General features: G+C 37.5%; 19 protein-coding genes. 14 read left to right on the top strand and 5 right to left on the bottom strand.

Features of this window, described 5'->3' with window-relative positions; genetic code table 11:
- Nucleotides 1–2 precede the first annotated feature (2 nt).
- From A3223_RS08605 to A3223_RS08575, 7 genes are all read left to right on the top strand, one after another.
- Entirely contained in the window at nucleotides 3–827 is an 825-nt protein-coding gene (locus A3223_RS08605) for an SEL1-like repeat protein (protein WP_084109950.1), read from the top strand.
- Between the two features lie 73 nt (nucleotides 828–900).
- Nucleotides 901–2,022, top strand: a complete 1,122-nt coding sequence (locus A3223_RS08600) for a nitrous oxide reductase accessory protein NosL (protein ID WP_084109949.1) — start codon at nucleotides 901–903, stop codon at nucleotides 2,020–2,022.
- 1 nt (nucleotide 2,023) lies between these two features.
- Nucleotides 2,024–2,209 (top strand): hypothetical protein, encoded by a 186-nt coding sequence (locus tag A3223_RS08595; RefSeq protein ID WP_084109948.1) that lies wholly within the window; start codon nucleotides 2,024–2,026, stop codon nucleotides 2,207–2,209.
- Nucleotides 2,199–3,308, top strand: coding sequence for an ABC transporter permease (locus A3223_RS08590; RefSeq protein ID WP_084109947.1), 1,110 nt, complete (start codon nucleotides 2,199–2,201; stop codon nucleotides 3,306–3,308). Before A3223_RS08595 ends, A3223_RS08590 begins: the two co-directional genes overlap by 11 nt.
- The gene (locus A3223_RS08585) at nucleotides 3,305–3,973 is read left to right on the top strand and encodes an ABC transporter ATP-binding protein (RefSeq protein ID WP_084109946.1); all 669 of its coding nucleotides are present in this window, start codon (nucleotides 3,305–3,307) and stop codon (nucleotides 3,971–3,973) included. The genes A3223_RS08590 and A3223_RS08585 overlap by 4 nt, the downstream gene beginning before the upstream one ends.
- Entirely contained in the window at nucleotides 3,970–4,923 is a 954-nt protein-coding gene (locus tag A3223_RS08580; protein ID WP_084109945.1) for a hypothetical protein, read from the top strand. Before A3223_RS08585 ends, A3223_RS08580 begins: the two co-directional genes overlap by 4 nt.
- Nucleotides 4,920–5,429, top strand: coding sequence for a hypothetical protein (locus A3223_RS08575; RefSeq protein ID WP_021090284.1), 510 nt, complete (start codon nucleotides 4,920–4,922; stop codon nucleotides 5,427–5,429). Before A3223_RS08580 ends, A3223_RS08575 begins: the two co-directional genes overlap by 4 nt.
- Before the next feature lie 421 nt (nucleotides 5,430–5,850).
- Here A3223_RS08575 and A3223_RS08570 read toward each other — a convergent pair whose 3' ends face one another.
- Genes A3223_RS08570 through rsmA form a run of 4 tightly spaced genes read right to left on the bottom strand, consistent with a single transcriptional unit; the run spans nucleotide 5,851 to nucleotide 10,527 of the window.
- A complete protein-coding gene (locus tag A3223_RS08570; RefSeq protein ID WP_084109944.1) occupies nucleotides 5,851–6,624 on the bottom strand; it encodes a pseudouridine synthase in 774 nt (257 codons plus the stop codon).
- Nucleotides 6,625–6,626: 2 nt separating this feature from the next.
- On the bottom strand, nucleotides 6,627–7,580 hold the full coding sequence (locus A3223_RS08565) for a KpsF/GutQ family sugar-phosphate isomerase (RefSeq protein ID WP_084109943.1): 954 nt from the start codon (nucleotides 7,578–7,580) through the stop codon (nucleotides 6,627–6,629).
- A gap of 9 nt (nucleotides 7,581–7,589) precedes the next feature.
- Nucleotides 7,590–9,719 carry a ribonuclease J gene (locus A3223_RS08560; RefSeq protein ID WP_180378723.1) on the bottom strand — a complete coding sequence of 710 codons (2,130 nt, stop codon included), beginning with the start codon at nucleotides 9,717–9,719 and terminating at the stop codon, nucleotides 7,590–7,592.
- Entirely contained in the window at nucleotides 9,685–10,527 is an 843-nt protein-coding gene (gene rsmA, locus A3223_RS08555; protein ID WP_084110026.1) for a 16S rRNA (adenine(1518)-N(6)/adenine(1519)-N(6))-dimethyltransferase RsmA, read from the bottom strand. The genes A3223_RS08560 and rsmA overlap by 35 nt, the downstream gene beginning before the upstream one ends.
- A 106-nt stretch (nucleotides 10,528–10,633) precedes the next feature.
- Between rsmA and A3223_RS08550 the strand changes: the two genes are divergently transcribed.
- The 4 genes from A3223_RS08550 to rlmN are packed head-to-tail and all read left to right on the top strand — an operon-like array spanning nucleotide 10,634 to nucleotide 16,483.
- Nucleotides 10,634–13,918, top strand: a complete 3,285-nt coding sequence (locus tag A3223_RS08550) for a DEAD/DEAH box helicase (RefSeq protein WP_084109942.1) — start codon at nucleotides 10,634–10,636, stop codon at nucleotides 13,916–13,918.
- Nucleotides 13,915–14,670, top strand: a complete 756-nt coding sequence (gene hisF / locus A3223_RS08545; protein WP_084109941.1) for an imidazole glycerol phosphate synthase subunit HisF — start codon at nucleotides 13,915–13,917, stop codon at nucleotides 14,668–14,670. The genes A3223_RS08550 and hisF overlap by 4 nt, the downstream gene beginning before the upstream one ends.
- Nucleotides 14,670–15,350 (top strand): purine-nucleoside phosphorylase, encoded by a 681-nt coding sequence (locus A3223_RS08540; RefSeq protein WP_084109940.1) that lies wholly within the window; start codon nucleotides 14,670–14,672, stop codon nucleotides 15,348–15,350. The genes hisF and A3223_RS08540 overlap by 1 nt, the downstream gene beginning before the upstream one ends.
- The gene (gene rlmN, locus A3223_RS08535; RefSeq protein ID WP_084109939.1) at nucleotides 15,347–16,483 is read left to right on the top strand and encodes a 23S rRNA (adenine(2503)-C(2))-methyltransferase RlmN; all 1,137 of its coding nucleotides are present in this window, start codon (nucleotides 15,347–15,349) and stop codon (nucleotides 16,481–16,483) included. The genes A3223_RS08540 and rlmN overlap by 4 nt, the downstream gene beginning before the upstream one ends.
- Before the next feature lie 271 nt (nucleotides 16,484–16,754).
- On the opposite strand, the gene A3223_RS08525 is transcribed toward rlmN, so the two are convergent.
- Nucleotides 16,755–17,666, bottom strand: a complete 912-nt coding sequence (locus A3223_RS08525) for a pseudouridine synthase family protein (protein ID WP_084109937.1) — start codon at nucleotides 17,664–17,666, stop codon at nucleotides 16,755–16,757.
- A gap of 185 nt (nucleotides 17,667–17,851) precedes the next feature.
- Between A3223_RS08525 and purB the strand changes: the two genes are divergently transcribed.
- The 3 genes from purB to A3223_RS08510 all read left to right on the top strand — a co-directional run bounded on the left by purB (nucleotide 17,852) and on the right by A3223_RS08510 (nucleotide 22,950).
- Nucleotides 17,852–19,183, top strand: coding sequence for an adenylosuccinate lyase (purB, locus tag A3223_RS08520; RefSeq protein ID WP_084109936.1), 1,332 nt, complete (start codon nucleotides 17,852–17,854; stop codon nucleotides 19,181–19,183).
- 219 nt (nucleotides 19,184–19,402) lie between these two features.
- Entirely contained in the window at nucleotides 19,403–21,778 is a 2,376-nt protein-coding gene (locus tag A3223_RS08515) for a ribonucleoside-diphosphate reductase subunit alpha (protein ID WP_084109935.1), read from the top strand.
- 56 nt (nucleotides 21,779–21,834) lie between these two features.
- Nucleotides 21,835–22,950 carry a hypothetical protein gene (locus A3223_RS08510; protein ID WP_084109934.1) on the top strand — a complete coding sequence of 372 codons (1,116 nt, stop codon included), beginning with the start codon at nucleotides 21,835–21,837 and terminating at the stop codon, nucleotides 22,948–22,950.
- The last annotated feature ends 382 nt before the right edge of the window (nucleotides 22,951–23,332 follow it).

Genomic DNA, 23,332 nt, shown 5'->3' with positions numbered 1-23,332 from the left:
TGATGAAAAAGAGTTTGGTTTTATTGTTTGCTTGTTTGGGGCTATTAAATGCTGGCTATATCAAAGAGGCTTTAAACGCAAAAGAAGATCACAACAAGCTAGCACAAATTTATGAAGATGCTTGCGATAAAGAGAAAAAGGCATCAGGCTGCTACAATCTAGCTGTGCTTTACAGCAGAGGTGATGGCAACGTCAAAAAGGACGAAGCAAAGGCGGCGATGCTTTATGAAAAAGCTTGTGATCAAAACTTCTCTATGGCTTGCAGCAACCTTGGCTACGTCTATGAAAAAGGCAAAGGTGTGGAAAAAGACCTAGCAAAAGCAGTTAAATTTTATGAAAAAGCATGTAGCGACAACGAGGGTTGCACGGAGCTTGGCTTGCTTTATGCAAATGGCGCCGGCGTGACAAAGGATCTTAAAAAGGCAAAAGAGCTTTACGAAAAGGCTTGCAAGGCAGGTGATGGCATAGGATGTAGCAATCTCGGCTATCTATATGCGCAAGGTGAAGGTGTCGAGAAAGACTATGCAAAAGCCAAAGTAAACTACGAAATGGCTTGCGCAAACGAAGCTGGCATAGGGTGTGATAATCTTGGCTTTTTATATGTTTATGCACAAGGCGTTGATCAAAACCTCACAAAAGCCACAAAACTTTATGAGCAAGCGTGTATATATGGATATGAAAAGGGCTGCAATAATTACGCTATCATGCTAGCTGAAGGTAAAGGTGTGAAAGAAGATGTAGAAAAAGCGCGTGAAATTTTTACTAGAAGCTGCAAAAATGGCTTAAAAGAAGCGTGCGAGAATTTAGAAATTTTAGGAAAGCATTGATGCTTGATAAAGTTAGCCCAGTGGCATTTAAAGCTTATAAATATAAAAATAAAAAATACTAAAGGAGATAATTATGATTTTACGTTCTATCTTGAGTTCAGCACTACTAGCAACCATACTTTTTAGTGCTTCTACAAATGAACAAGCCGTCAAAATGAAACCGATGTTTCAAAGCGTGGATCCTAGCAAGGCTACACTAGTAGGAAATGGCGAGGGCAAGGAGTACTGCGCCGTTTGTGGAATGAATTTGGTTAAATTTTATAAGACCAATCACGTATATAACGGCAAGCAAGTAGCATCACTCCACTGCCTATACGAGCTAACAGAAGGCAAGATCCCAAGCGACGCACAAGTCGTTGATACTAAAAATTTAAATTTGATCGACGTAAACAAGGCATTTTACGTAGTTGGTAGTAGCGTCAAAGGCACAATGACTAGAAATAGCAAATATGCCTTCTCAACCGAGGCTGACGCAAAAGAATTTCAAGCAGAAAATGGCGGCGAAATAATGAACTTTGCTAAAGCTTACGAGATCGCTGGACAGGATTTCGAGGGTGATAATAAAATGATAAAAGCTAAACGTGAGGACGGCGTTTACGCACATGGTAAGGAATTTTACGAGGCAAACTGCGATAAAACTGATCCAAAAAGCTTTAAAGCTATCTCTGAGCTAAAAGCTCATCTTAAACAAGTATGTGACTCAAAAGAGGCCAGCAAAGCTCCAGAGTACGACAAACACCTACAAGCTGCCGCTTTGTATCTATGGGACGCTCCGGCAAATTTAGGTACTAGCAACCAAGCCTCAAAAGCTAAACAAGAAATAAAAAAACCTGAGAGAATAGTCGTACCAAAGGGCACAAGATGTGCGGTATGTGGCATGCTTGTCAAAAATTCTCCATGGGCGACACTCATCAAAGCAGATGGCAAGGATTATTATTTTGATGGTGTAAAAGATATGGCGCAATTTTACTTTGCGGATGGCAAAATGAAAGATGCTTATGTGAGCGATTATTACACGCTAGAAAAGCTTGATGCAAAAGATGCGTTTTATGTTCACGGCTCAAACGTTTATGGACCAATGGGCGATGAGTTTATTCCATTTAAAGACGAAGCAAAGGCAGAGAGCTTTTTAAAAGATCATGCTGGCAAAGGTGTCATAAGATTTGACGAGATAAAGAATTTTATCGGTAAATAATGTGAAATTTCTAGTTTTTTTGGCGTTATTTTTTGGACTTTCTTATACGCTTTTAGCGGCACACTATCTTAGCTTTGATCATAAAGCAAAGCAAGATGAGCTAAGAGAAATTTCTAAGATAACAAGAGCAAATGCTGCTTTTAGTTTTAACCAAAAGGAGCAAAAAGGCTTTGTCTATGATAGGTAAAAATTTTATAAACTACGCCGTGGTTCTGCTTTTTAAAGATAGGAAGGATCACCTTTTTAGCTTTTGCCTCTTTGCACTCATTATCTTTGTGCTAAGCTCGGTACTTTTCATCTCTGGATCGATCCAACATGATCTTATAAATTTAGTAAAAGATAGATCAAGTATAGTAGTGAGTGCATTTCGTGCTGGCAAAAATGATCTCATGCACCCTGGCTATATCTACGATATCTCGAAGATTGATGGCGTAAGTGATGTAAAGGGTGTAGTTGATGGAGAGTACTACTTCGTGCAAAAGCGTGTTTGGTTTCATCTATATGAAGATGATAGCTTAAAAGAGGATGAGATGATCGTCGGAGAAGGTGTCAAGGCAGCGATGAATGAACTTTACTACGATGAGAGCTTTAATTTTCTAACTGAAGAGCGCATGATACCAGTAAAGATATTAAAGACTATGCCGGTACAAAGTGGTTTAATCTCAAATAACGCTATATTTTTGCATCCAAATACGCTAAGAGCTATCTTAAATTTAAAAAATGAAGAGTATACAAAGCTCTACGTTGAGGTACCAAACACAGATGAGATCAGTGAAGTAGCTTTAAAGATAGAGAATTTATATCCAAATTCTTTCGCTCTTAGTATAGAAGATGAAGTGGCTAAGGTTAGGCACCTTTATTATTATAAGGGTGGAATTTTTATGAGCATTTACGTTAGTGTTATGCTTATATTCTTTGTCTTGCTTAAAAACCAAATTTCACTCGCCTATGGTAGTAAAAAGCGTGAAATAGCTATTTTAAGAAGCATTGGTTTTTGTATAAAAGACATTATATTTTTAAAATTTATACAAAATTTTATCGTTAGTGTTAGCGCTTTTTTACTCGGTGTTATGCTGGCTTATCTCTTTGTTTTTGTATTAAATGCTCCACTTTTAAAAGGGATATTTTTAGGTGATGAGCTTTTAAATTTTACAAATTTCACGCCTATTTTAGAGTTTGACAAGCTCTTTTTGATCTTTGTTTTTGGTGTGATACCATTTTTGGCGTTTGTACTCATACCTTCATGGAGAGTAGCAAGTAGTGACATAAATGAGGGGCTAAAATGATAAATATAAGAGGTGTTAGCCTAGTTTATAACCAAAACAAACAAAATGAGTTTTGTGCTTTAAGAAATATAAATTTAGATATTAATGACGGCGAGCTAGTAATACTAAAAGGCATTAGTGGAAGCGGTAAAAGCACCCTACTTTCTCTTATCGCCCTACTTCAAAAGCCAACTAGTGGAGAAATTTTGATAGATGGCACTAACATTGCAAAGCTACCTGATGCTTTTTGCTCTGAGCTTAGACACAAAAGACTTGGACTTATCTTTCAAAATTTTAACCTCATTGAGGGGCTAAGTGTATATGAAAATTTACTAGCTCCATTTGCTCTAACAAATTTCAAGGCAAATGTGCGAGACGAGATGATAAAAAAGGCTCTAAGCCTCGCAAATATCGCTCATAAAAAAGATGAGAACGTATCAAATTTAAGTGGTGGTGAGCGTCAAAGATGTGCGGTAGCTAGGGCTTTATCTATGGATGCTGACATCATCTTGGCTGATGAGCCAACGGCAAATTTAGATAGACAAAATGCACGTGCATTTTTAGACTTGCTAGAGTCTTTTAAAGCTCTAAAAAAAAGTGTTATTGTCGCTACTCACGATAGCATTTTTGATGAGCTAAGTGCAACAGATAGGGTTGTCAGCTTACAAAATGGAGAGATAGTATGAGTGTCTTTTTATCAAACGCCGTTATTGCCTTTTTGTTAGCGGAGTTTGTACTGTTGGTTTTGATGAGTATTTCGCTCTTTTACGTCGTTAGGATCGTGAGGTCGTGGGACTATAATGCACTAACATCGCTTCAATACTCGCTTGAAAAGCAAAACTATCTTGTAAATACGATCTTACTTTTTTGCGTCTGTATCAAGATCGTATTGTTTATATTTTTTGCACTTTGCCTAAATGAACTCTCTGATATTGTGCCCGGTGCCATGTGCTCAGCTGGCGTGATTGGCTCAAATAAATTTGGTGGCATATTGATGCTCACTAAAATTTTGCTGATCTTTGGGCTTGGTATTTGGCTGGTTATAAATAAGCTTGACTTGCAGGCTCTAAATTTCCCTTATCTAAAGAAAAAATACGCCATTTTTATCTGCCTTTTTGTCATGATACTACTTGAGCTTGGTATAGAAATTTCGTTTTTTTACAATATTCCACTAAAAGTGCCGGTCTTTTGCTGCTCTGTCACTTTTCAAGCTCCAAAGCTACCATTTGGCTATACAAATTTTGGCTTAGTAAGCGTCTTTTTTGTGCTATTTTTTGTCATTTTGGTGCTAAATTTCTTAAAGCAAAGTATGGCGAGCTTTGTGGCAAATCTGTTGTTTTTGGTGCTTAGCTACTATGCCATCACCTATTTTTTTGGCCTTTACGTTTACGAGCAGCCGAACCATAAATGCCCATACTGCATGCTAAAAGGTGACTATTTTTATATTGGCTACCTCATCTGGGGCAGTTTGTTTCTGGGCGTTTTTTACGGTCTTATGCCATATCTTGTTGAGATCATCACAAAGACAAACTACTCACATAAGCTTAAATTTTCATCGATCTGGCTAGGCGTTTGCGTGCTGATATGCTCGCTTTATGTACTCAAATACTATTTGTTAAGAGGATTTTTATTTTGATAAAACAAATTTTTTCTTTGTGTTTGTTGGCTCTAGTTTTAGCCGTGCTTGCCTATAATGCCGACATAAGTGATGATAAAATTTTAGTTTTAAATAATGGCAAATCAGAGCCGATTGAGCAACTTACGCCAAATAAATTTATATGTTATGAGAGTAGGACGCTTATCGCTGATAACAACGACACAGCCCAGGCAATCATGCCAAATGGCGACATCTACTTTTTTAACGACATCACAAATTCTTTCATCTGGTATATGGCGCAAAAGAGCAAAGATAAGATCAAGCTATATGTCTATTCAAGAGATACGAATCGCTATATTCTAGCGCAAGATGCCTGGTACTCAAGGGTTGATATAACGCCGATGGGATACGGCATAGGGGCGTACGAGTTTCACACATATGGCATAAACGACAACTATTTTAAAGAAGTCTTGTTATACGCAGCACGTGGCGAAACGCTGCTAAATCCATATATAAACATCTTGCTTTCAGAAAATAAGATATAAATTTATGTAGCTCTAAATTTGCTAGAACCCTGTTGGATTATTTTTAGTATTAAAGGCCTTTTTTTTGTTTAACTTTTTATAAACGTCACACCCTGGTTGAAGCCCTAATTCGCAAGCCTTACCAAAATATTCTTTTTCGGTGCGATATTTTGTCTTAATCCTTGTTTATTTTCATATATAACTCCTAAATTAAAGCAACAATCAATATTTCAACTATCATAAGCATTTTGCTATTGCTTAGTTGCTTTATCATAAGTCACCTTTATTGTGCTTCAAGTCTAAGCTCAAAAAGATCCTCGCAAAAGCCAGTGGTTAGCAATATCACAGATAAAAGAACAGCCTTTTTCATTTTTTCTCTATTTTGCAAATTCGTAGTTATTGTGGTTTGGCTTGCCTCTTTGTTGGAGAAATAAGCCTGATGTTAGTATCTAATGTTATTAACCTTTAAAAAGTCTCTTAGGTCTTCGTATTCGCTGTTTTCGAAGTAGCGCCATTTGCCAGGCTTTAGCATATCAAGGCTAACACGTCCAAAGCTAACCCTTTTTAGATCCATTACTTCAAGGTCAAAGTATCCAAAGAATCGGCGAAGCTCTCTGTTTTGTCCCTCGTTGATAATGACCTTTAGCTTTGTGTAGCCACCGCTTGAGCCAAAGATTTTGTAGGCTAGAAATGGCTTAAATTCCATTGATTTTATAGTGGTTTTTGCATGTGCGCCTTTGGTAGCGTCCTTGGCGAAAAAGCCATTTGTCATCGCCTCAATTACCTCTTTTGTCACTTCGCCTTTTACTTTTAGATAGTATTCGCGCTCTAAGTCGCTATTCATGAGCGCTGTGGCGATTGCTGGAGCGTCAGTTAGTAAAAGTAGCCCTTCACTTGCATAGTCTAAGCGTCCTACGCTAACAAATTTTGCAAATTTCTTATCTAGCGTATCATAGATCGTCTTTCGTCCGCGGTCATCTTTTTTGCTAACTAGTTCACCCTTTTGTTTATGATAGACGATAACAGTAAATTCCTTTTTTAGCTTTATCAAACGACCATTTATACGTACTTTGTCATCTTCATCCACGCTTGTGGCAAGGTCGCTAACCACTCGTCCTGCTATGCTAACCTTACCAGCTTTTATCAGCTCATCTGCCTCACGGCGTGAGTAGTTTGTGTTATGTGAGATGAATTTATTTAGTCTTGTTTTTTCCATTTTTATAGTCCTAAATTTGCAAGGTCGTGGATGTGTAAAACACCTACAGGTACGCCATCTTCCACAACGGCAAGAAGCTGAATTTTATATTTTTCTATCAAAGCTAACGCATCCACAGCTAACATTCCCTTGTCGTTTATCTCTTTTGGATGCAAGGTTGCAAATTTCATTGCTGGCTCGTCTAGGTCAAAGTCCTCTCGCATAAGTGCACGTCTAAGGTCGCCGTCGCTTAAAATAGCATCTAACACACCATCTTTATCGACGATTAGGACCGTGCCAAGCTTGCCATGTGTCATAGTATCGATCGCTTTTTTTAGGCTCGCATTCCAGCGAACTATCGGTAAATTTTCGCTTATCATCACATCTTTGACCTTTAAAAATAGCCTCTTGCCAAGGCTACCGCCTGGATGAAAATTTGCAAAGTCCTCTTTTTTAAAGCCTCGCTTTTGCATCAAACAAACAGCTAAGGCATCGCCAAGAGCTAACGTTAGTGTAGTTGATGCTGTTGGGGCAGCGTTTAGTGGGCAGGCCTCTTTCTCTACGTCAATGCCAATAAATGCATCGCTAAATTTACCAAGTGAGCTTATTTTGCTCCTTGCCATGGCGACGATCTTTACGCCAAAGCGCTTTACGTGAGGCAAAATTTTTATAAGCTCATCGCTCTCGCCACTAAAGCTAATGGCTAACAAAACATCATCCTTTTCTATCATGCCAAGGTCGCCGTGCATAGCCTCTGTTGGATGCAAGAAAAAGCTTGGCGTGCCAGTACTTGCAAGCGTGGCAGCGATCTTTGCACCCACGTGACCACTCTTGCCTACGCCTGTGACTATTACCTTGCCCTTTGCGTTAAATATCAAATTTACAGCATCTTCTATCTCTAAGTTTTTGGCATGTCTTAAAAGCTCGTTTGCTTCTATCTTTAAAACTTCGGCTGCGATTTGGTTGATTGTTTGCATAAATTTCCCTTACATTAGATAGATAATCGGTACGATAGTTGGGTACTTTTTGACCTTTCTAAAGATATGCTTTCTAATCACTTGACGCACTTGTGACTCGAGCAGTCTGCCATCTTTTAAAAGCTCCTCTTTGACGTTGCTTAAAAACTGCGTCAAAATTTCTTGCATCTCTTTGCTAAACTCCGCATCTTGTTTATTGCCCACAAGGCCGTAGCTAATGACACGAGGCTTGTTTATAAGTTTTGCACCATGACGTGAAATTTGAGCGATTATCATGACGACACCTGCTTCAGCAAGGTTTTGTCTATCGATGACGACATCGTCTGAGATTTGTTTATTTATTTGATTGTCTATGAAGACTTTGCCGGTTTTTACCGTTTTTACACGTTTTAAGTATTTTTGACAGATCTCCATTTGATCGCCATCGCTCATTAGATATATGTTTCTCTCGTCTACGCCGCAGCTTATAGCTGTCTCTTTGTGCTTTGCGATGTGGTTGTATTCGCCATGTACTGGCAAGAAAAATTTTGGTTTTATAAGACGTAGCATCAGCTTTTGCTCTTCTTGTGCCGCGTGACCGCTGACGTGGATCTCGCTAAAGTCTTGATAAGCGACACTTGCGCCTGATTTTATTAGGAAATTTAATACAGTTGAGATACTGCTTTCATTGCCAGGGATCGCCTTTGAGCTGATTATTATCTGATCGGTTGGTTTTATTTTGATGTATTTGTGTTCATCAGTAGCCATGCGGTAAAGCGCGCTCATCGTCTCACCCTGAGAGCCTGTGGTAACGATCAGCACTTCGTTATCTTTAAATTTGCCAACCTCGTTAGCGTCGATAAAAATTTTCTTATCAAGCTTGATATAGCCAAGCTCCATTGCAGTATATAAATTTCTCTCCATTGATCTACCGATGACACAGACTTTGCGGTTGTATTTTAGCCCCCACTCGATCGCTTGATAGACGCGGTGGATGTTGGAGCTAAATGTACTCATTATGACGCGACCTTTGGCTTTTGAGAAAATCGCATCAAAGGTTTTGCCTACGCTGCTTTCGCTTTTAGTAAAGCCCTCTCGATAGCTGTTCGTACTATCGCTCATGAGGCACAGTACGCCGCGCTCGCCGTAGTATGCGAGCCTGCCAAGGTCAGTTGGATAGCCATCTATCGGCGTATGGTCGATCTTAAAGTCACCCGTATGTATGATAGTGCCAGCCTTTGTCGTGATGGCTAGCGCGCTAGCGTCGATGATAGAGTGAGTTATATGTATCCACTCAACCTCAAAGTCGCCTATTAGATATGGCTTTCTTTTTTCGACAGAGCGGAAAAGTGAGCGCTCCTGCTTTAAGCTGTGCTCTTCAAATTTATTATTTATCATACCAAGTGGTAAAGGCGTGGCGTAAATCGGAAATTTAAACTCTTTGTAAAAATATGGTACTGCACCGATGTGATCCTCATGTGCGTGAGTAATGATGACACCTTTTATCTTATCTTTTATCTTGCGTACGTAGTCAAAGTCCGGGATGAGGATATCCACGCCGTGCATACTCTCGCTAGGAAAGCTCATACCGATATCAACGATGATAGCGCTGGTTTCAGTTTCAAAGACGGTCATGTTGCCGCCGATCTCGCCAAGACCGCCAAGTGGAGTTATGCGAATTTTATGTTCGCTTGAGTTTAGATACTTCATCGGCTCCAGACGAAGCTCGTGAACAGCCTTATTTGCCATCATTGCACTTGCGATATCTTGCTGCCACTGCTCATTACCGTTTAGTTTTGCAGGTAAATTTTTCTTTGGCTTTTTAGCTTTTTTAGGCTTTTCTTTTTGTTCTTGCGTTTTGGTTTTTGTTTCTTGTGGTTCTTGTTTTTGCTCTTTTGGCTTATTATTTTCGCCGTTTTTGTTTTGATTTTTATTATTTCTTGGCTTTTTTGGGCGAGAATTTTGGCTCTTTGGCTCGGCGTGCGTTTCAGTTTCAGCCTGCTCTGCTGCAAAGAAGTTATCTATCACGCTTTTACTTGCCAGTGAGGTTTGCTCGGTAGTTTCACCCTCTTGTTTTGGTTTATTTTTTGGTCTAAATCTTCGTCTTTTGTTGTTTTTACTTTGGTTAGTTACAACTTTCTCTTCGTTTTTGTCGTTCATTATCTTCCTTTAATCTTTTAAATACTTTTAGATAAGAATCGACATCTAGCTCGTGTGGACGTAAATTTTGAGCTAAGTCTAGGTCTTCAAAAATTTCTTCTAACGCTTTTTTGTCGAAATTTATGGATAAATTTTTCAAAAGCGTCTTTCTTGGCGAAGCAAACGTAGCTCTTAAAAATACTTTAAAAGCCTCGTATTGTTTCGCATCTTTGAAAAACCCGTCTTTACCAAAAATCTTTTTTGTTTTTTGTAGTTTGATGACTGAAGATGTGACCTTTGGAGGTGGATTAAAAAGCTTTGCATCCACGTCAAACAAGAGCTCACACCTGCCTTGCAGTGATGCGAGGATAGATAAAGCGCTAAATTCTTTATCCTTGCTCTTTGCACTAAATTTAAGAGCAACCTCTTTTTGTATCATCACAATAAGCCCAAGGCATTTTTCGTCATCTATCGCATTTAGTATCATCTTCGTAGCAACGTAATAGGGTAAATTTGCGACCAAAAAGTAGTTTTCGCTACTTAGTCCGCCTTCTTGTTGCCACTGCTCTAATGCATCTTTACAAAAAAGTTTTAATTGTCCATTTTGGATCTCATTTGCAAATTTGGCCTTTAAAATTTGAAACAGCTCACAATCTATCTCAAAACAGGTTGTCTTGTAAATTTGCAAAAGTCTAAATGTCAAATCACCTAAGCCAGGCCCAATCTCAACGACGTTTGCTACGTCATTGGGTATCGCTTGGATGATCTTATCTAGTGTCGCTTTGTCTTGTAAAAAATTCTGTCCAAAGTGCTTTTTTGCCTTTATCATAGCCACGATATTAGCCAAAAATTACTTATACAATGATTACAAGTTTAGTTTAATCATATATAAAATGGATTATAATCACTAAACAATAACGAAATAGGGCATAAATTTGAGCAAAGCAAATACCTTAAAATACTTTTTATTATCACAATATTTAGACCCAAAAACCTTAGATGAGCCGAAAAAGACAAATACCAAATTTAAAAAATCAATAGACCTTGAGATCACAAATTTTGATGAGAAATTTATGCAAATTTTAAGGGCATTTGATAGCTTGCTTTTAAAAAATGGTATAGAAATTTCAATTTATGGCGGCATTTTTGAGACTGACTTGCTTGCCCTTGCGATATCAAAGCTAGCAAAGGTGAAATTTGAAAAAGAGAAAATTTTAGAGGAGCTGCGCTCTGAGCAAACTAGCTTTGATAAGGCATTTTGCTATAAATTTAAGCTTACTGGCGATTTGATATTTTGTAAAGATGATCAAAATTTTGCTTTAAAAGATGTAAATTTAGATGATGATTTAACTCCATTTTTTACACCAAACTCATCTAATGATCTTTTCATCTCAACAGCTCCTTGGGCAATGGCTCGCCTAAATCATCTAAAAGAGATAAGCCAAAGCGACTTTAACAAAGAGTGTGAGCGCATAAAAGATAAGCTCTCTATCTATAAAGAAAAAGTGAGGCTTAGTGAATACGTAAAAGCGGTGCATGAAGAGCTAAAAAACTCTCTTAAAACACCATTTTGTAAGGATATGATCAGGCTTGAGATAAGGATAGTTGATTCAAATTTTAAAGAGAACGACACCCTTTTAAATAGCTTTTTTATAGATGATATAAATTTGCTTATCAAATTTTACGAGTCAGGCAGGACGCACGAGCTAACGGATCAGTTTTTGGACGAGGGCAGTGAGAATAAATTTGAAAGACTTGATGTAAGAGATGAGCAAAATAAAAGGTTTGTTAGAGATTTTTTTAAAGCAGAAGAGTATCCAAGATCGGCTTTTGCTAGCGATTTTGCTTTAAATTTCTCGCAGCAAATGGCACTAAATAACATCATAGAGAAATTTAAAGAGGGTAACGGTGGGATTTATAGCGTAAATGGCGCTCCAGGCACTGGCAAAACTACACTTTTAAAGGACGTGATGGCTGAAGTCGTCACACTTAGAGCGATGAAGCTCGCACAAATGAGTAGACATGATATCTTTGCACCAGTTCGAGATAGTAGCGATAAGGTGCTTTATTTTACTCTAAATAAAGAACTTCAGGGCTACGAGATGATTGTTAGCTCTTGCAATAACGGTGCGGTTGAAATTTTAAGTAAAGAGCTTAGCCAACTAAAAAGCATCGGTAGTTACGCAGGCGAGATTGATTATTTTAAATTTATAGCCACAAGGCTTCTCTCGGCCGATGAAAAGACAAATTTTGGAGAAAAATCTTTTATCTCAAAACCTGCATGGGGACTTTTTTGCATACCTCTTGGCTCAAAGCAAAATAAGTCAAATTTTGTTTTCAACGCGATTAATGGCGTAAAGATCGAAAAAACACATAGTCAGTTTGAAGATATTTCAAAAGAATTTAAAGAATTTATAGAACAAGATGGCTTTTTAATGGGGCTTGGCAAGTATTTGGCTACTAGCGAAGGAGTTGATGATTACGACGAGGCAAAGGAGAAATTTAATCAAGCCCTACATGAAGTAAATCTACTTTTTAGTGAGATCAGGATCAAAGAAGAGGAGCTAAAAAGTATAAATAGTGAGCTTATAAATATCGATAAAAGACTTGATAACTATAATTCAGCAAAGCAAATAGATGAGCTCTTAAGGCCACTAATAGATGAGCTGGATTTGAGCAAAAATGAGCTAGAGCAAAAGGCTACGGAAGCTAACGAGCTAACAAAGCTTATCGGACAAAATGAAATTTTACAAGAGTATCTAAGTGCGCCTATAAAGCCATCATTTTTTATTTTCCAGCAAATTTTAAAGACGCAAGCTTTTGAAAAATATAACAATGAAGCGCAAAAAGTTAGTGAGATAAATCGCCAAATAGCTGAGCAAAATTTGAAAGCAAGCAAGCAAAATAGTGAAAATAAAGAGAAGAATGAAGTAAAATTAAACGAACTAAAAGCTCAAATAACTCAGCTTGAAGAGAAAATTTTAGAACTTAATACCAAGATAGACCATCTAAACAAGCTTAATGATGACTTTATTAGACGTCAAAAATTAATTGGCAGAAGCGAAGAACTTGATAGCTTTTTAAATGGTAGTTTTAATCAGAGTAATGAAGATATGCAAAAGAGTATGCCATTTATGATGGAGCGTGATCTTGATGAGAAACCCCACAAGACGAAGCTTTTTAAGGCAAGAATTAAGCTTTTTAAAGAAGCGCTTAATCTGCATAAAGCCACTATCTTTGCTTGCAAAGAAGCTGTTAGAACAAATTTACGAGCTCTTAGCGTTGTATTTAATGATGAAAAAATGGCTGAGAAAAACGGGCTTGAGGCTAAAGATAGACGTGAAATAATAAAAGGATTATTTTTACTAACGCCAGTTGTTAGTTCTACTTTCGCATCTTTTAATAATACCTTTAAAGAGCTACTAAATGGCGATATAGGTTTGCTTTTAATAGATGAGGCAGGGCAGGCAAATTTAACTAACGCATTAGGTGCACTGCTTCGTTCAAACATGGCTGTTGTAGTTGGTGATCCACTTCAACTTGAACCTGTTGTAACATTGCCACCAGCTTTAAATAATGCTATTTTGCGCTACTGTGATGCAAAGGATGAGTTTAATCTACTAAAATCATCAGTTCAACTTCGAGCCGATAAAGTACAAAATATTGGTACATATATAAAAGGAGAGGGTAAGTCCATTTGGGTTGGTTCGCCACTTATCGTTCATAGAAGGTGCGCCAACCCTATGTTTAAAATTTCAAACGAGACAACATATGATGATATGATGATACTTGGTAGAAGTAGTGAAAGTAAACTTAGTGACCCTAACATCAAAACAGAATGGATTGATGTTAGTAGTGATGAATGGATAGGTAATTATAATAAAGCCGAAGGCATGATCGTTAAAGGGCTTTTAGATGGTAAGCTAGCCAAGCTAAAAGATAGTGTTAAAATAATAACACCTTTTAAAGATGTTTGTAAAAATTTAAAAGGGGCTGGTACCATTCACACCATGCAAGGCAAAGAAGCTGATGTTGTTATCTTTGTTCTTGGCGGTGCTACAAAAGGTGCTAGAGCATGGGCTGCTAGTACGCCAAATTTACTAAATGTAGCACTAACAAGAGCAAAAGAGGTTATTTATATAGTTGGTAACCGAGAAAATTGGTCTAATTTGCCATATTTTGAGGTAGCTGCTAGAAAAATAGATAAAGGACAGATTTGAATCATTTTGCAAAACGCATAATCCCATGCCTTGATGTAAAAGATGGCAGAGTCGTAAAGGGTGTAAATTTCGTAGGACTTGTCGATGCTGGAGATCCTGTCGAAATAGCTAAAAGATACAATGACGAGGGTGCTGATGAGCTTTGCTTTTTAGATATTACAGCCTCTCATCTTGGGCGTGATACGATAGTTGATGTCGTAAAAAAGGTCGCAAGTAAGCTTTTTATCCCACTAACAGTTGGTGGAGGCATACGCACGATCGATGATATCTCTCGCCTTTTAAATGCTGGCTGCGATAAAGTAAGCCTAAATTCATCAGCTATACAAGAGCCAAATTTGATTGATGAGGCAGCTAAGAAATTTGGCTCGCAATGTGTCGTAATTGCGATCGATGCTAAAAAGATCAAGAATGGTTATAGTGTTTTTATAAATGGCGGCAGGATCGATACTAAAAAAGATACATTTGCTTGGGCAAAAGAAGTTGAGTCGCGTGGAGCAGGGGAGATATTGCTAACCTCTATGGACAATGACGGTGTCAAACAAGGTTTTAACCTTGAGCTAACAAAGGTATTTAGCACGCTTTCTATACCAACTATTGCAAGCGGTGGTGCTGGTAAGATGGAACACTTTAAAGAGGCTTTTGAAGCCGGGGCTGATGCGTGTTTAGCTGCTTCGATATTTCACTTTGGCGAAATCGAGATAAAAAAGCTAAAAGAGTATCTCAAGGCAAATGGTATTGAGGTTAGGCTCTGATGTTAGTTATCTCTGCTGGAAAAAATGAAATTTTTGACTTTGCTTTGCCAATGGGTGTGGGGCTAGTTGATATGGCGATAAATTTGACAAAATTTTTGCAGAAAAGATCGTGTATGGGATTGGATGAAAAGAGTATAAATTTAAAAAATATCGATCCGCACTATCTTGCAAAGATCGAGGCTAAATTTGCAAACTCATCAAATCCAGAGCTGCAAAATCTAAGCCAAAATTTGTCAAAAAATCCTGAACGAAATTTATACCAGATGCCAGAAAAGATAGTTTTCGTTGGCTCAGCTGGTCTTTATAAAGATGGTGAAATTTTACAAATTTATGAAAGTTCAGTTGGGGCAAATATTGAAATTTCTAGTATAGAAAATAGATCTTATTCGCCGATTGAGTATGAAATTTCTTCTATAGTTTCACGTGGAACTATCAAAGCAAATTCGTCAAATTTTATAACGACTGATAAAAATTTAGCTCATAAGATGTTTGGAAAGGGCTATTTTTTAGAAAATATGGAGTTTTATTCTGTTCTAAAAGTAGCTCAAATTTTTAAAATTCCAGCTTATGGAATTTTCGTAGCGACAAATTTTTGTGATAAAAATGCACATGCTGATTTTATAAAAAATCACGCAGAGGCCAAGAAAATTCTAACAAAATATATAAAGGAAAATATGTGATAAATTTGCTTGATCTTAGTATTGATGAACTAAAAGAGTTAGTTTCTCCACCATTTAGAGCAACACAAATCTACGAGTGGATATATAAAAAAAATGCAACCGAATTTAGCCAAATGCTAAATTTACCTAAAGATATGCGTCAAGATCTGGCTGAAAAATTTTATATCGATCCTTTAAAATGTGTAAATTTTGAGCAAAGTAGTGATGGTTCGATCAAGTATCTTTTTGAGCTAAAAGATGGGCTAAAGATAGAGAGTGTTTTGCTACCGATGAAAGAGGAGATTAGTGATGAGAATGGAAAGATTAGTCGCCATGCTCGCTATACGGTTTGTGTTAGTTCGCAGGTTGGCTGTAAAATGGGATGCGCTTTTTGTCTAACAGCAAAGGGCGGGCTTGTTAGAAATTTGACTGCTGGCGAGATTGTGGGACAAATTTTATGGATAAAAAGAGAAAATAACATACCATATGAGAGGCGCATAAATGTCGTTTATATGGGCATGGGTGAGCCACTTGATAATCTTACTAATGTTAGTAAAGCGATCAAAATTTTAGCACTTAACGAGGGTCTAGCCATATCGCCACGTCGTCAAACAGTTTCAACTAGTGGCCTTGGTAGCCAGATAAAAAAGCTTGGCGAGATGGATCTTGGTGTGTTATTGGCCATATCGCTTCATGCTGTTACTAATGAACTTAGAAGTCGCCTGATGCCGATAAATAAGGCGTATAATATCGAGGCTGTTATGGATGCTGTTAGGGGATTTCCTATCGATATGCGCAAACGCGTGATGTTTGAATACCTTGTTATCAAGGATTTAAACGATAGCGTGAGTGATGCCAAAAAGTTGGTAAAATTACTTCATGGCATAAAAGCGAAGGTAAATCTTATATATTTTAACCCACATGAGGGCAGTGAATTTGGACGACCTGAGCTTACCAGCATGCTAAAATTTCAAGAATATCTAAGAGATCACGGTATTACTTGCACGATCAGACAGAGTAAAGGGCTTGACATAAGTGCGGCTTGTGGGCAGTTAAAACAACGCAATGAAAATGCAAAATTTAAAGCTATTTCCAGCGATAAAAATTTAAAAATACATTCGCTTGAAGGTAATAGTAAAGCCAGTATGAGTTAAAATGAGTGCACTTGATATAGCCGAAATAGTCTTTGTTGCTGTTGTGGTTTTACTTGGACTAGGGCTTATTTTAAAAGTTTTAAAAGATGAAAAAGATAGGCATAAATTCTAAGCCTTAACATCAAGATAAAGCCTAGCTCTCATAAAGAAATAAAATGGAGTGTTAATTACATAAACTACAAAATTATCATTATGGTATCTAAATGCGATAAACTTTGTCAAAAGCAGGTAAAGGTTTATGAGAAATAGAAATTTATTAAAAAATTTTAGACTAAAGTAAACCTTCTTTTGCAAATCTATAAAACTCGCTTTCAGCGTCAAATTTACTTTTTATGGTGTAAAAAATTTCATCAAATTTAAAAGAAATTTTATCTGAGTGAAGCAAGAGCCTTTTTGCTCCAGTTAAATTTATCCGTTCACGCTCGCTCATCTCTTTGTCTAAAATTTTCTCGATCTGCGGACGAGACAAACCATAAAGTGGTTCGCCAAGGATCTTGTGTTTCACATGAAACAAATGCAACCGAATTTGATGCTGCCTGCCAGTGAGTGGGATAGCACGAACCAAAGTCGTATCGATGTCGTCAAAATATTTGATCGGCAAAATTTTAGTCACCGCACTCTTGCCATTTTCACAAATTTGCATTCGCATTTTCACATCGTCGTAGTTGTTCGCTAGATCCATCTTAGCATCGATAGTAAATTCTCGCTCGATCTTGCCTTGTACCATCGCGACGTAGCTTTTAGAAACCTCTCTATTTTCAAAAATTTTCTTTAGTTTAATCGTAGAATTTCTATCTTTGCCCACGACTATCACGCCGCTCGTCTCAAAATCAAGCCTATGTGCCACGCTCGCATCTCGTCCAAAAAGCGTATAAATTTCATCATTTAGAGAGTACTCACAGTGTCTGCCATTTGGGTGGCTCAGCACGCCACTTGGCTTGTCAAATACCGCAAAGCTCTCATACTCAAAGATTGGTTTTAGTCCCTTTGGCTCCGCCTCATAGTCGATCAAAAAAACATTACCGCACAAAATGGCATTTTTCTCACTCACGACACCACCACATATCAGCCTACCTTTATCTATGAGGCGTTGCGCTTCTCTCATGCTAAAGCCAGTTTTCATTAAAATTTCATACGCTTTTTGTTTGTTTGCAGTGGCAATAAATTTATTTACGTAGGGCAAGGTAATCCTTTTAAAAAAGAGCGAGCCATCTTAAGCACAAATTTATAAGTATATAACCCACATTTCAGCACGGATTTTATATAATCCAAACTTAAATTTTATAAAATTATACGATGTGATTTTTGGCTTTCAAGGCTAAAATTTACTTTTATGATAAAGAAAAACTAATACAAAAAGGTTCAACAATGGTCGAAAGATACTCGCGCAAAGAGATGGCTGATAAGTGGAGTATACAAGCAAAGTATGACGCTTGGCTCAAGGTAGAAAAAGCTGCCGTTAAAGCTTGGAATAAGCTTGGCTTCATAAACGACAGCGACTGCGAGAAAATTTGCAAAAACGCTAAATTTGAAGTGGCTCGTATCGATGAGATAGAAAAGACGACAAAGCACGACGTCATCGCATTTCTAACAAGTGTCAGCGAGAGCCTTGGCGAGGAGAGCAGGTTCGTGCACTACGGCATGACCTCAAGCGACTGCATCGACACAGCTGTCGCCCTTCAGATGAAAGAGAGCCTAGAGCTCATCATCAGCGACGTTGAAGAGTTCATGCAGGCAGTCAAAAATAGAGCAAACGAGCACAAGCACACGCTCATGGTCGGCAGAAGCCATGGCATCCACGGCGAGCCGATAACTTTTGGCCTTGTTCTTGCTATCTGGTACGACGAGATTGCAAGGGCGCTAAAGCTCATCAAAGATGCAAAAGATACGATCAGCTATGGCAAACTCTCAGGCGCTATGGGAAATTTAGCCCACGCTCCGATGGAATTTGAAGAGCTAACATGCGAGGAGCTCGGTCTTAAAGCTGCCCCAGCCTCTAACCAAGTGATCCAGCGCGACCGTTACGCACATGTGGTAAGCGCCATCGCAGTTCTAGCTTCTACTTGTGAGAAGATCGCAGTTGCTATTAGGCACTACCAAAGGACTGAAGTTTACGAGGCAGAGGAGTATTTTAGCCCTGGACAAAAAGGCTCAAGCGCGATGCCACATAAGCGCAACCCAGTCCTTAGCGAAAATATCACCGGCCTTTGCAGGGTGCTACGCTCATACGTCACGCCAGCACTTGAAAATGTCGCTCTTTGGCATGAGCGCGACATCAGCCATAGCTCGGTTGAGAGATTTATCCTGCCAGATATGTTTGTCACGGCTGATTTTATGCTGGTTCGCATCAAAAATTTGATAGCAAATTTAGTCGTATATCCAGAAAACATGATGAAAAATTTAAATTTAACAGGCGGACTAGTCTTCTCGCAACGCGTGCTTTTGCAATTACCTCAGCGTGGAATTTCTAGAGAGGATGCCTACAAGATCGTTCAGCGCAACGCCATGAAGGTCTGGGCAGACTTGCAAGAGGGCAAAAAAGCGATCGATGAGCAAGGTCACAGCCTATTTTTACAAAATTTGCTAAACGATGAAGACCTAACTAAGAGCCTTAGCAAAGATGAGATCAAAGAGTGCTTTGATTACAACTACTACACTAAAAATGTAGATAGAATTTTTGTCAGAGTTTTTGGCAAGTAATTTAAATGCAAGAAGCAAATTTATGCTTCTTGCTTCAAGATGTCGCTTCAAAAATTTTTACAATCATTTTAAAATAAGATCAAATTTTTTAATTTTTTTAAAAATAAAATATTATTTTTTGAATTAAATTCTATATCAAAAATCACTTTTTTAACAAAGAGAGTTTTTATCTCCTTTTGGATAAAATCCCAAATTAAAATTTAACATGGAGAGGTATTTTTGAAAGTTATAAAACGTAATGGCAGAACCGAAGAGCTTGATATAAGTAAGATCAAAAAATACACAAACGAAGCAGTTCTTGGACTGAGCAATGTAAGCCTTAGCGAGCTTGAGGTAGATGCGAAAATCCAGTTTAGGGACATGATCACGACTGAGGAAATTCAGCAGACTCTTATAAAAACAGCAGTTGATAAGATCGACATCGACCGCCCAAACTGGACATTTGTTGCTGCAAGGCTATTTTTATACGACCTTTATCACAAAGTATCTGGCTTTAACGGCTACAATCACCTAAAAGACTACCTAGTAAAAGGTGAAAAAGTAGGTCGCATCATCCCTGGGCTAAAAGAGAAATACGATCTTGAAGATCTAAACACCTATATCAAGCCTGAGCGTGACCTTCAGTTTGCATACCTTGGTATCAAGACGCTTTATGATCGCTATCTTATCAAAGACAAAAATGGTATGCCAATCGAGCTGCCACAGCATATGTTTATGGCGATTGCGATGTTTCTAGCGCAAAACGAGCTAGATAGTCAAGGCTGGGCTAAGAAATTTTACGACCTTATCTCTAAATTTGAAGTGATGCTAGCCACCCCAACGCTCTCAAACGCAAGGACTACACGCCACCAGCTAAGCAGCTGTTATGTAGGCAGTACGCCCGATAATATTGAGGGAATTTTTGATAGTTACAAAGAGATGGCTCTTCTTTCAAAATTTGGTGGCGGCATCGGCTGGGACTGGAGCAAGGTGCGTGCGATGGGCGGTAGCATCGATGGACACAAAAATGCAGCTGGTGGTATCATTCCATTTTTAAAAGTGACAAACGACATCGCAGTAGCGGTCGATCAGCTAGGCACTAGAAAGGGCGCGATTGCCGTTTATATCGAGCCTTGGCATATGGACGTAAGTGATTTTCTCGATCTTCGTAAAAATTCAGGCGAAGAGAGACGCCGTGCACACGAGCTTTTCCCTGCGCTTTGGATAAACGATCTATTTATGAAACGCGTTAAAGAAAATGGCCGCTGGAGCCTCTTTGACCCAGCTCAAGTAAGCGACCTTTGCGACCTTTACGGCGAGGAGTTTGAGAAGAGATACTTAGAGTATGAAAACGACGAAAATATCCAGAAAAACACCATTCTTGCAAAAGAGCTTTGGAAGAAAATTTTAACTAGCTATTTTGAAACGGGCATGCCATTTTTATGCTTTAAAGACAATGCCAACAAAGCAAATCCAAACGACCATGAAGGCATCATTAGAAGCTCAAATTTATGCACCGAAATTTTCCAAAACACAGCGCCAAACTACTATAAGATCAAGATCACTTATGAAGACGGCGGCGAGGAGCTATTTGACGAAGAAGAAGACGTCACCGTAGATAGCGGCATAACTAAAAAGGCCAAAAAGCTTAGCGCGCTTGATAGCCTAAAAGGCAAGCAAATTTTCATCGTAGAAAAAGAGAGCATCGAGGGCAAAACGGCAGTTTGCAACCTTGCAAGTATAAATTTAAGCAAGATAAACAGCAAAGAGGACATCGAGCGTGTCGTGCCGATAGCTATCAGGATGCTTGATAACGTTATAGACCTAAATTTCTACCCGCACAAAAAGGTAAAACACACAAACCTTGCTTCTCGCTCGATCGGCCTTGGCGTCATGGGCGAAGCGCAGATGCTAGCTGAGAAAAACGTAAAATGGGGCAGCTATGAGCATTTGGCGCTCATCGATAGCATAATGGAAAACATAAGCTACAACGCGATCTACGCTAGCTCAAATTTAGCCGTAGAAAAGGGCATCTATCCAAAATTTGAAGGCTCAAAATGGAGCAAAGGCATCATGCCGATAGACACTGCAAACGAGAACGCAAAGGCGCTTTTAAACGATAAAGGCGGGCTATTTGACGAAAATGTCTGCGACTGGGACAAGCTAAGAGAGAAGGTCAAGCGTGACGGCATGAGAAACGGCTACCTAATGGCGATCGCTCCAACTAGCTCGATCTCGATCCTTGTTGGTACTACTCAGACCATCGAGCCAGTCTACAAACGCAAGTGGTTTGAGCACAACCTAAGCGGTATGATCCCAAATGTCGTGCCAAATTTAAGCCCTGAGACGTGGCAGTTTTACACGCCAGCTTACGAGCTTGATCAAAGAATTCTTATAAAAGCAGGCGCGATTCGCCAAAAGTGGATCGACCAAGGTCAAAGTCTAAATATTTTCATGAGCTTAGACAAAGCAAGCGGTGGATATCTAAGTGAAATTTATACGCTTGCATGGGAGCTCGGACTAAAATCAACCTACTATCTACGCTCTGAGTCACCAGACAGCGAAAAGCTAAACGACGTAGCTGACCGCTCAATCGAATGTGAGGGGTGTCAGTAAAGAACTTTTTACAATAAGATGTTTGATTTGTTTTCTTATTTTGGAGTAATAAGGCTATGAAAGTATGGTTGTTGTATTTTATAAAATATGTTTATAGAATTTTAAAAAATAAAGATACTTATTCTATTCTTGGCAATATTGCAACTATTATTGTTGCAATAACCGCCATATACGGATATGTTTATACAATCAAACCAACATTCGAAATTAAAATGCTAGAAAAACAAGTAACTATATTAAATGAAAAAGAACAAAATATTACTGTTGAAAATCAAAAAATTAGCAAAGAATTATTAAAGAAATCAAATGAACTTAATACGACTAATATTAGAATAGCTGAACTTAATAAGAAAGAAAACGATCTTAAAAACACCAATAATGCCTTAATTAAACAAATGGAAGAATATGAAAAAAATATACAAGATTTAAGAAGTAAAGAAGTGGTTTATAAACAAAATTTAATAGACTTAAAAAAATTATATACCAATACAACGATTGAATATATCTCCTATAAAAGCATGTTAACCGATTTATTTGATGATGGAAATGTATCTAATATTTTTAAAATAAAAAATATTAACAATATTGATCAAGATTTAAAAAAATCTCTGATATTGCCTATTGATAGAATAAAACAACAACTTAATAAATTATATGAATATTTAGGCAATGCTAAAAGTAGCTCAGAAAAAGATATTTATGAAGATATAATCAAAAGATATTTATCTAATATGAAAAAATATCAAGAAAACTTGTTTATTCAAGAACCTGATTATAAATTATGGAAAGATAGTTTTTTAAAAGCAGTAGAGACAAAGCAAAAATTTGTAAATATATGTAAAAAAGATTATGAAAAAGAATTTATAGAAATTAACATAAAAAATAGTAATTGGAATGATAATGATTTAAAATATATGCGAGAAAGTGGTGAGATAACAAAAGCAGTAGAAAAACATAGCGATTGTGAAAGGAATATTAACTTTCATATAGAATATTTATTTTTTGAAAAATGGTTAGAAAATCAAAATATTATTTCAGACATAGGGTTTGATATGTTGGATCTTGTATATGGAAAAATAGATATAAAACAGTTAAAATCTCATAAATTATTATCTCCACCAAGTGAAGCAGATATGGAAAAGTATATTCTGAGTATCTATAAAACTAAATAGTTGAATTGCTAATCTAATTAATATAATGAATTTAACAAAAGTAAATTAGTTGCCTCTATTAATTTTGTCTAAATTTAAAAACGTATTAGCTAATGTAAATGTCTCTATCTATAAATTTCTGAGATTATACCCAAATAAGCTTGATTGACCTGCAAAATTCTAAATCTACTATTTTAAAAACTAAAATTAAAATAATTATTTAAGTAAAAATAATCAAATTTTAGTTTAAAATGCTAAAAATACGCAAAAATATACTTAATAAAACTCTCTAAAATTTTATATTTTTTGATAAATATTATTAAACAAAATAAAATAAGTTTTCTATATTTTAAGCTTTTTTGTCCTATACTTTTAAACTCCATATCAAAAAATAATCAGAAAA

The sequence above is a fragment of the Campylobacter concisus genome, assembly GCF_002092855.1.
In the GTDB taxonomy this organism is placed as follows: Bacteria; Campylobacterota; Campylobacteria; order Campylobacterales; family Campylobacteraceae; genus Campylobacter_A; species Campylobacter_A concisus_AI.
This window is presented reverse-complemented; position numbering and strand designations above follow the sequence as displayed.

Excerpts from the sequence above, each read along its gene's own strand:
- A3223_RS08585 (WP_084109946.1), top strand. The coding sequence starts at position 3,305 with ATGATAAATATAAGAGGTGTTAGCCTAGTTTATAACCAAAACAAACAA.
- A3223_RS08600 (WP_084109949.1), top strand. The coding sequence starts at position 901 with ATGATTTTACGTTCTATCTTGAGTTCAGCACTACTAGCAACCATACTT.
- A3223_RS08560 (WP_180378723.1), bottom strand. The coding sequence starts at position 9,719 with ATGAACGACAAAAACGAAGAGAAAGTTGTAACTAACCAAAGTAAAAAC.
- A3223_RS08590 (WP_084109947.1), top strand. The coding sequence starts at position 2,199 with ATGATAGGTAAAAATTTTATAAACTACGCCGTGGTTCTGCTTTTTAAA.
- A3223_RS08580 (WP_084109945.1), top strand. The coding sequence starts at position 3,970 with ATGAGTGTCTTTTTATCAAACGCCGTTATTGCCTTTTTGTTAGCGGAG.
- rsmA (WP_084110026.1), bottom strand. The coding sequence starts at position 10,527 with ATGATAAAGGCAAAAAAGCACTTTGGACAGAATTTTTTACAAGACAAA.
- A3223_RS08510 (WP_084109934.1), top strand. The coding sequence starts at position 21,835 with ATGAAAGTATGGTTGTTGTATTTTATAAAATATGTTTATAGAATTTTA.
- A3223_RS08540 (WP_084109940.1), top strand. The coding sequence starts at position 14,670 with ATGTTAGTTATCTCTGCTGGAAAAAATGAAATTTTTGACTTTGCTTTG.
- A3223_RS08570 (WP_084109944.1), bottom strand. The coding sequence starts at position 6,624 with ATGGAAAAAACAAGACTAAATAAATTCATCTCACATAACACAAACTAC.
- purB (WP_084109936.1), top strand. The coding sequence starts at position 17,852 with ATGGTCGAAAGATACTCGCGCAAAGAGATGGCTGATAAGTGGAGTATA.
- A3223_RS08565 (WP_084109943.1), bottom strand. The coding sequence starts at position 7,580 with ATGCAAACAATCAACCAAATCGCAGCCGAAGTTTTAAAGATAGAAGCA.
- A3223_RS08605 (WP_084109950.1), top strand. The coding sequence starts at position 3 with ATGAAAAAGAGTTTGGTTTTATTGTTTGCTTGTTTGGGGCTATTAAAT.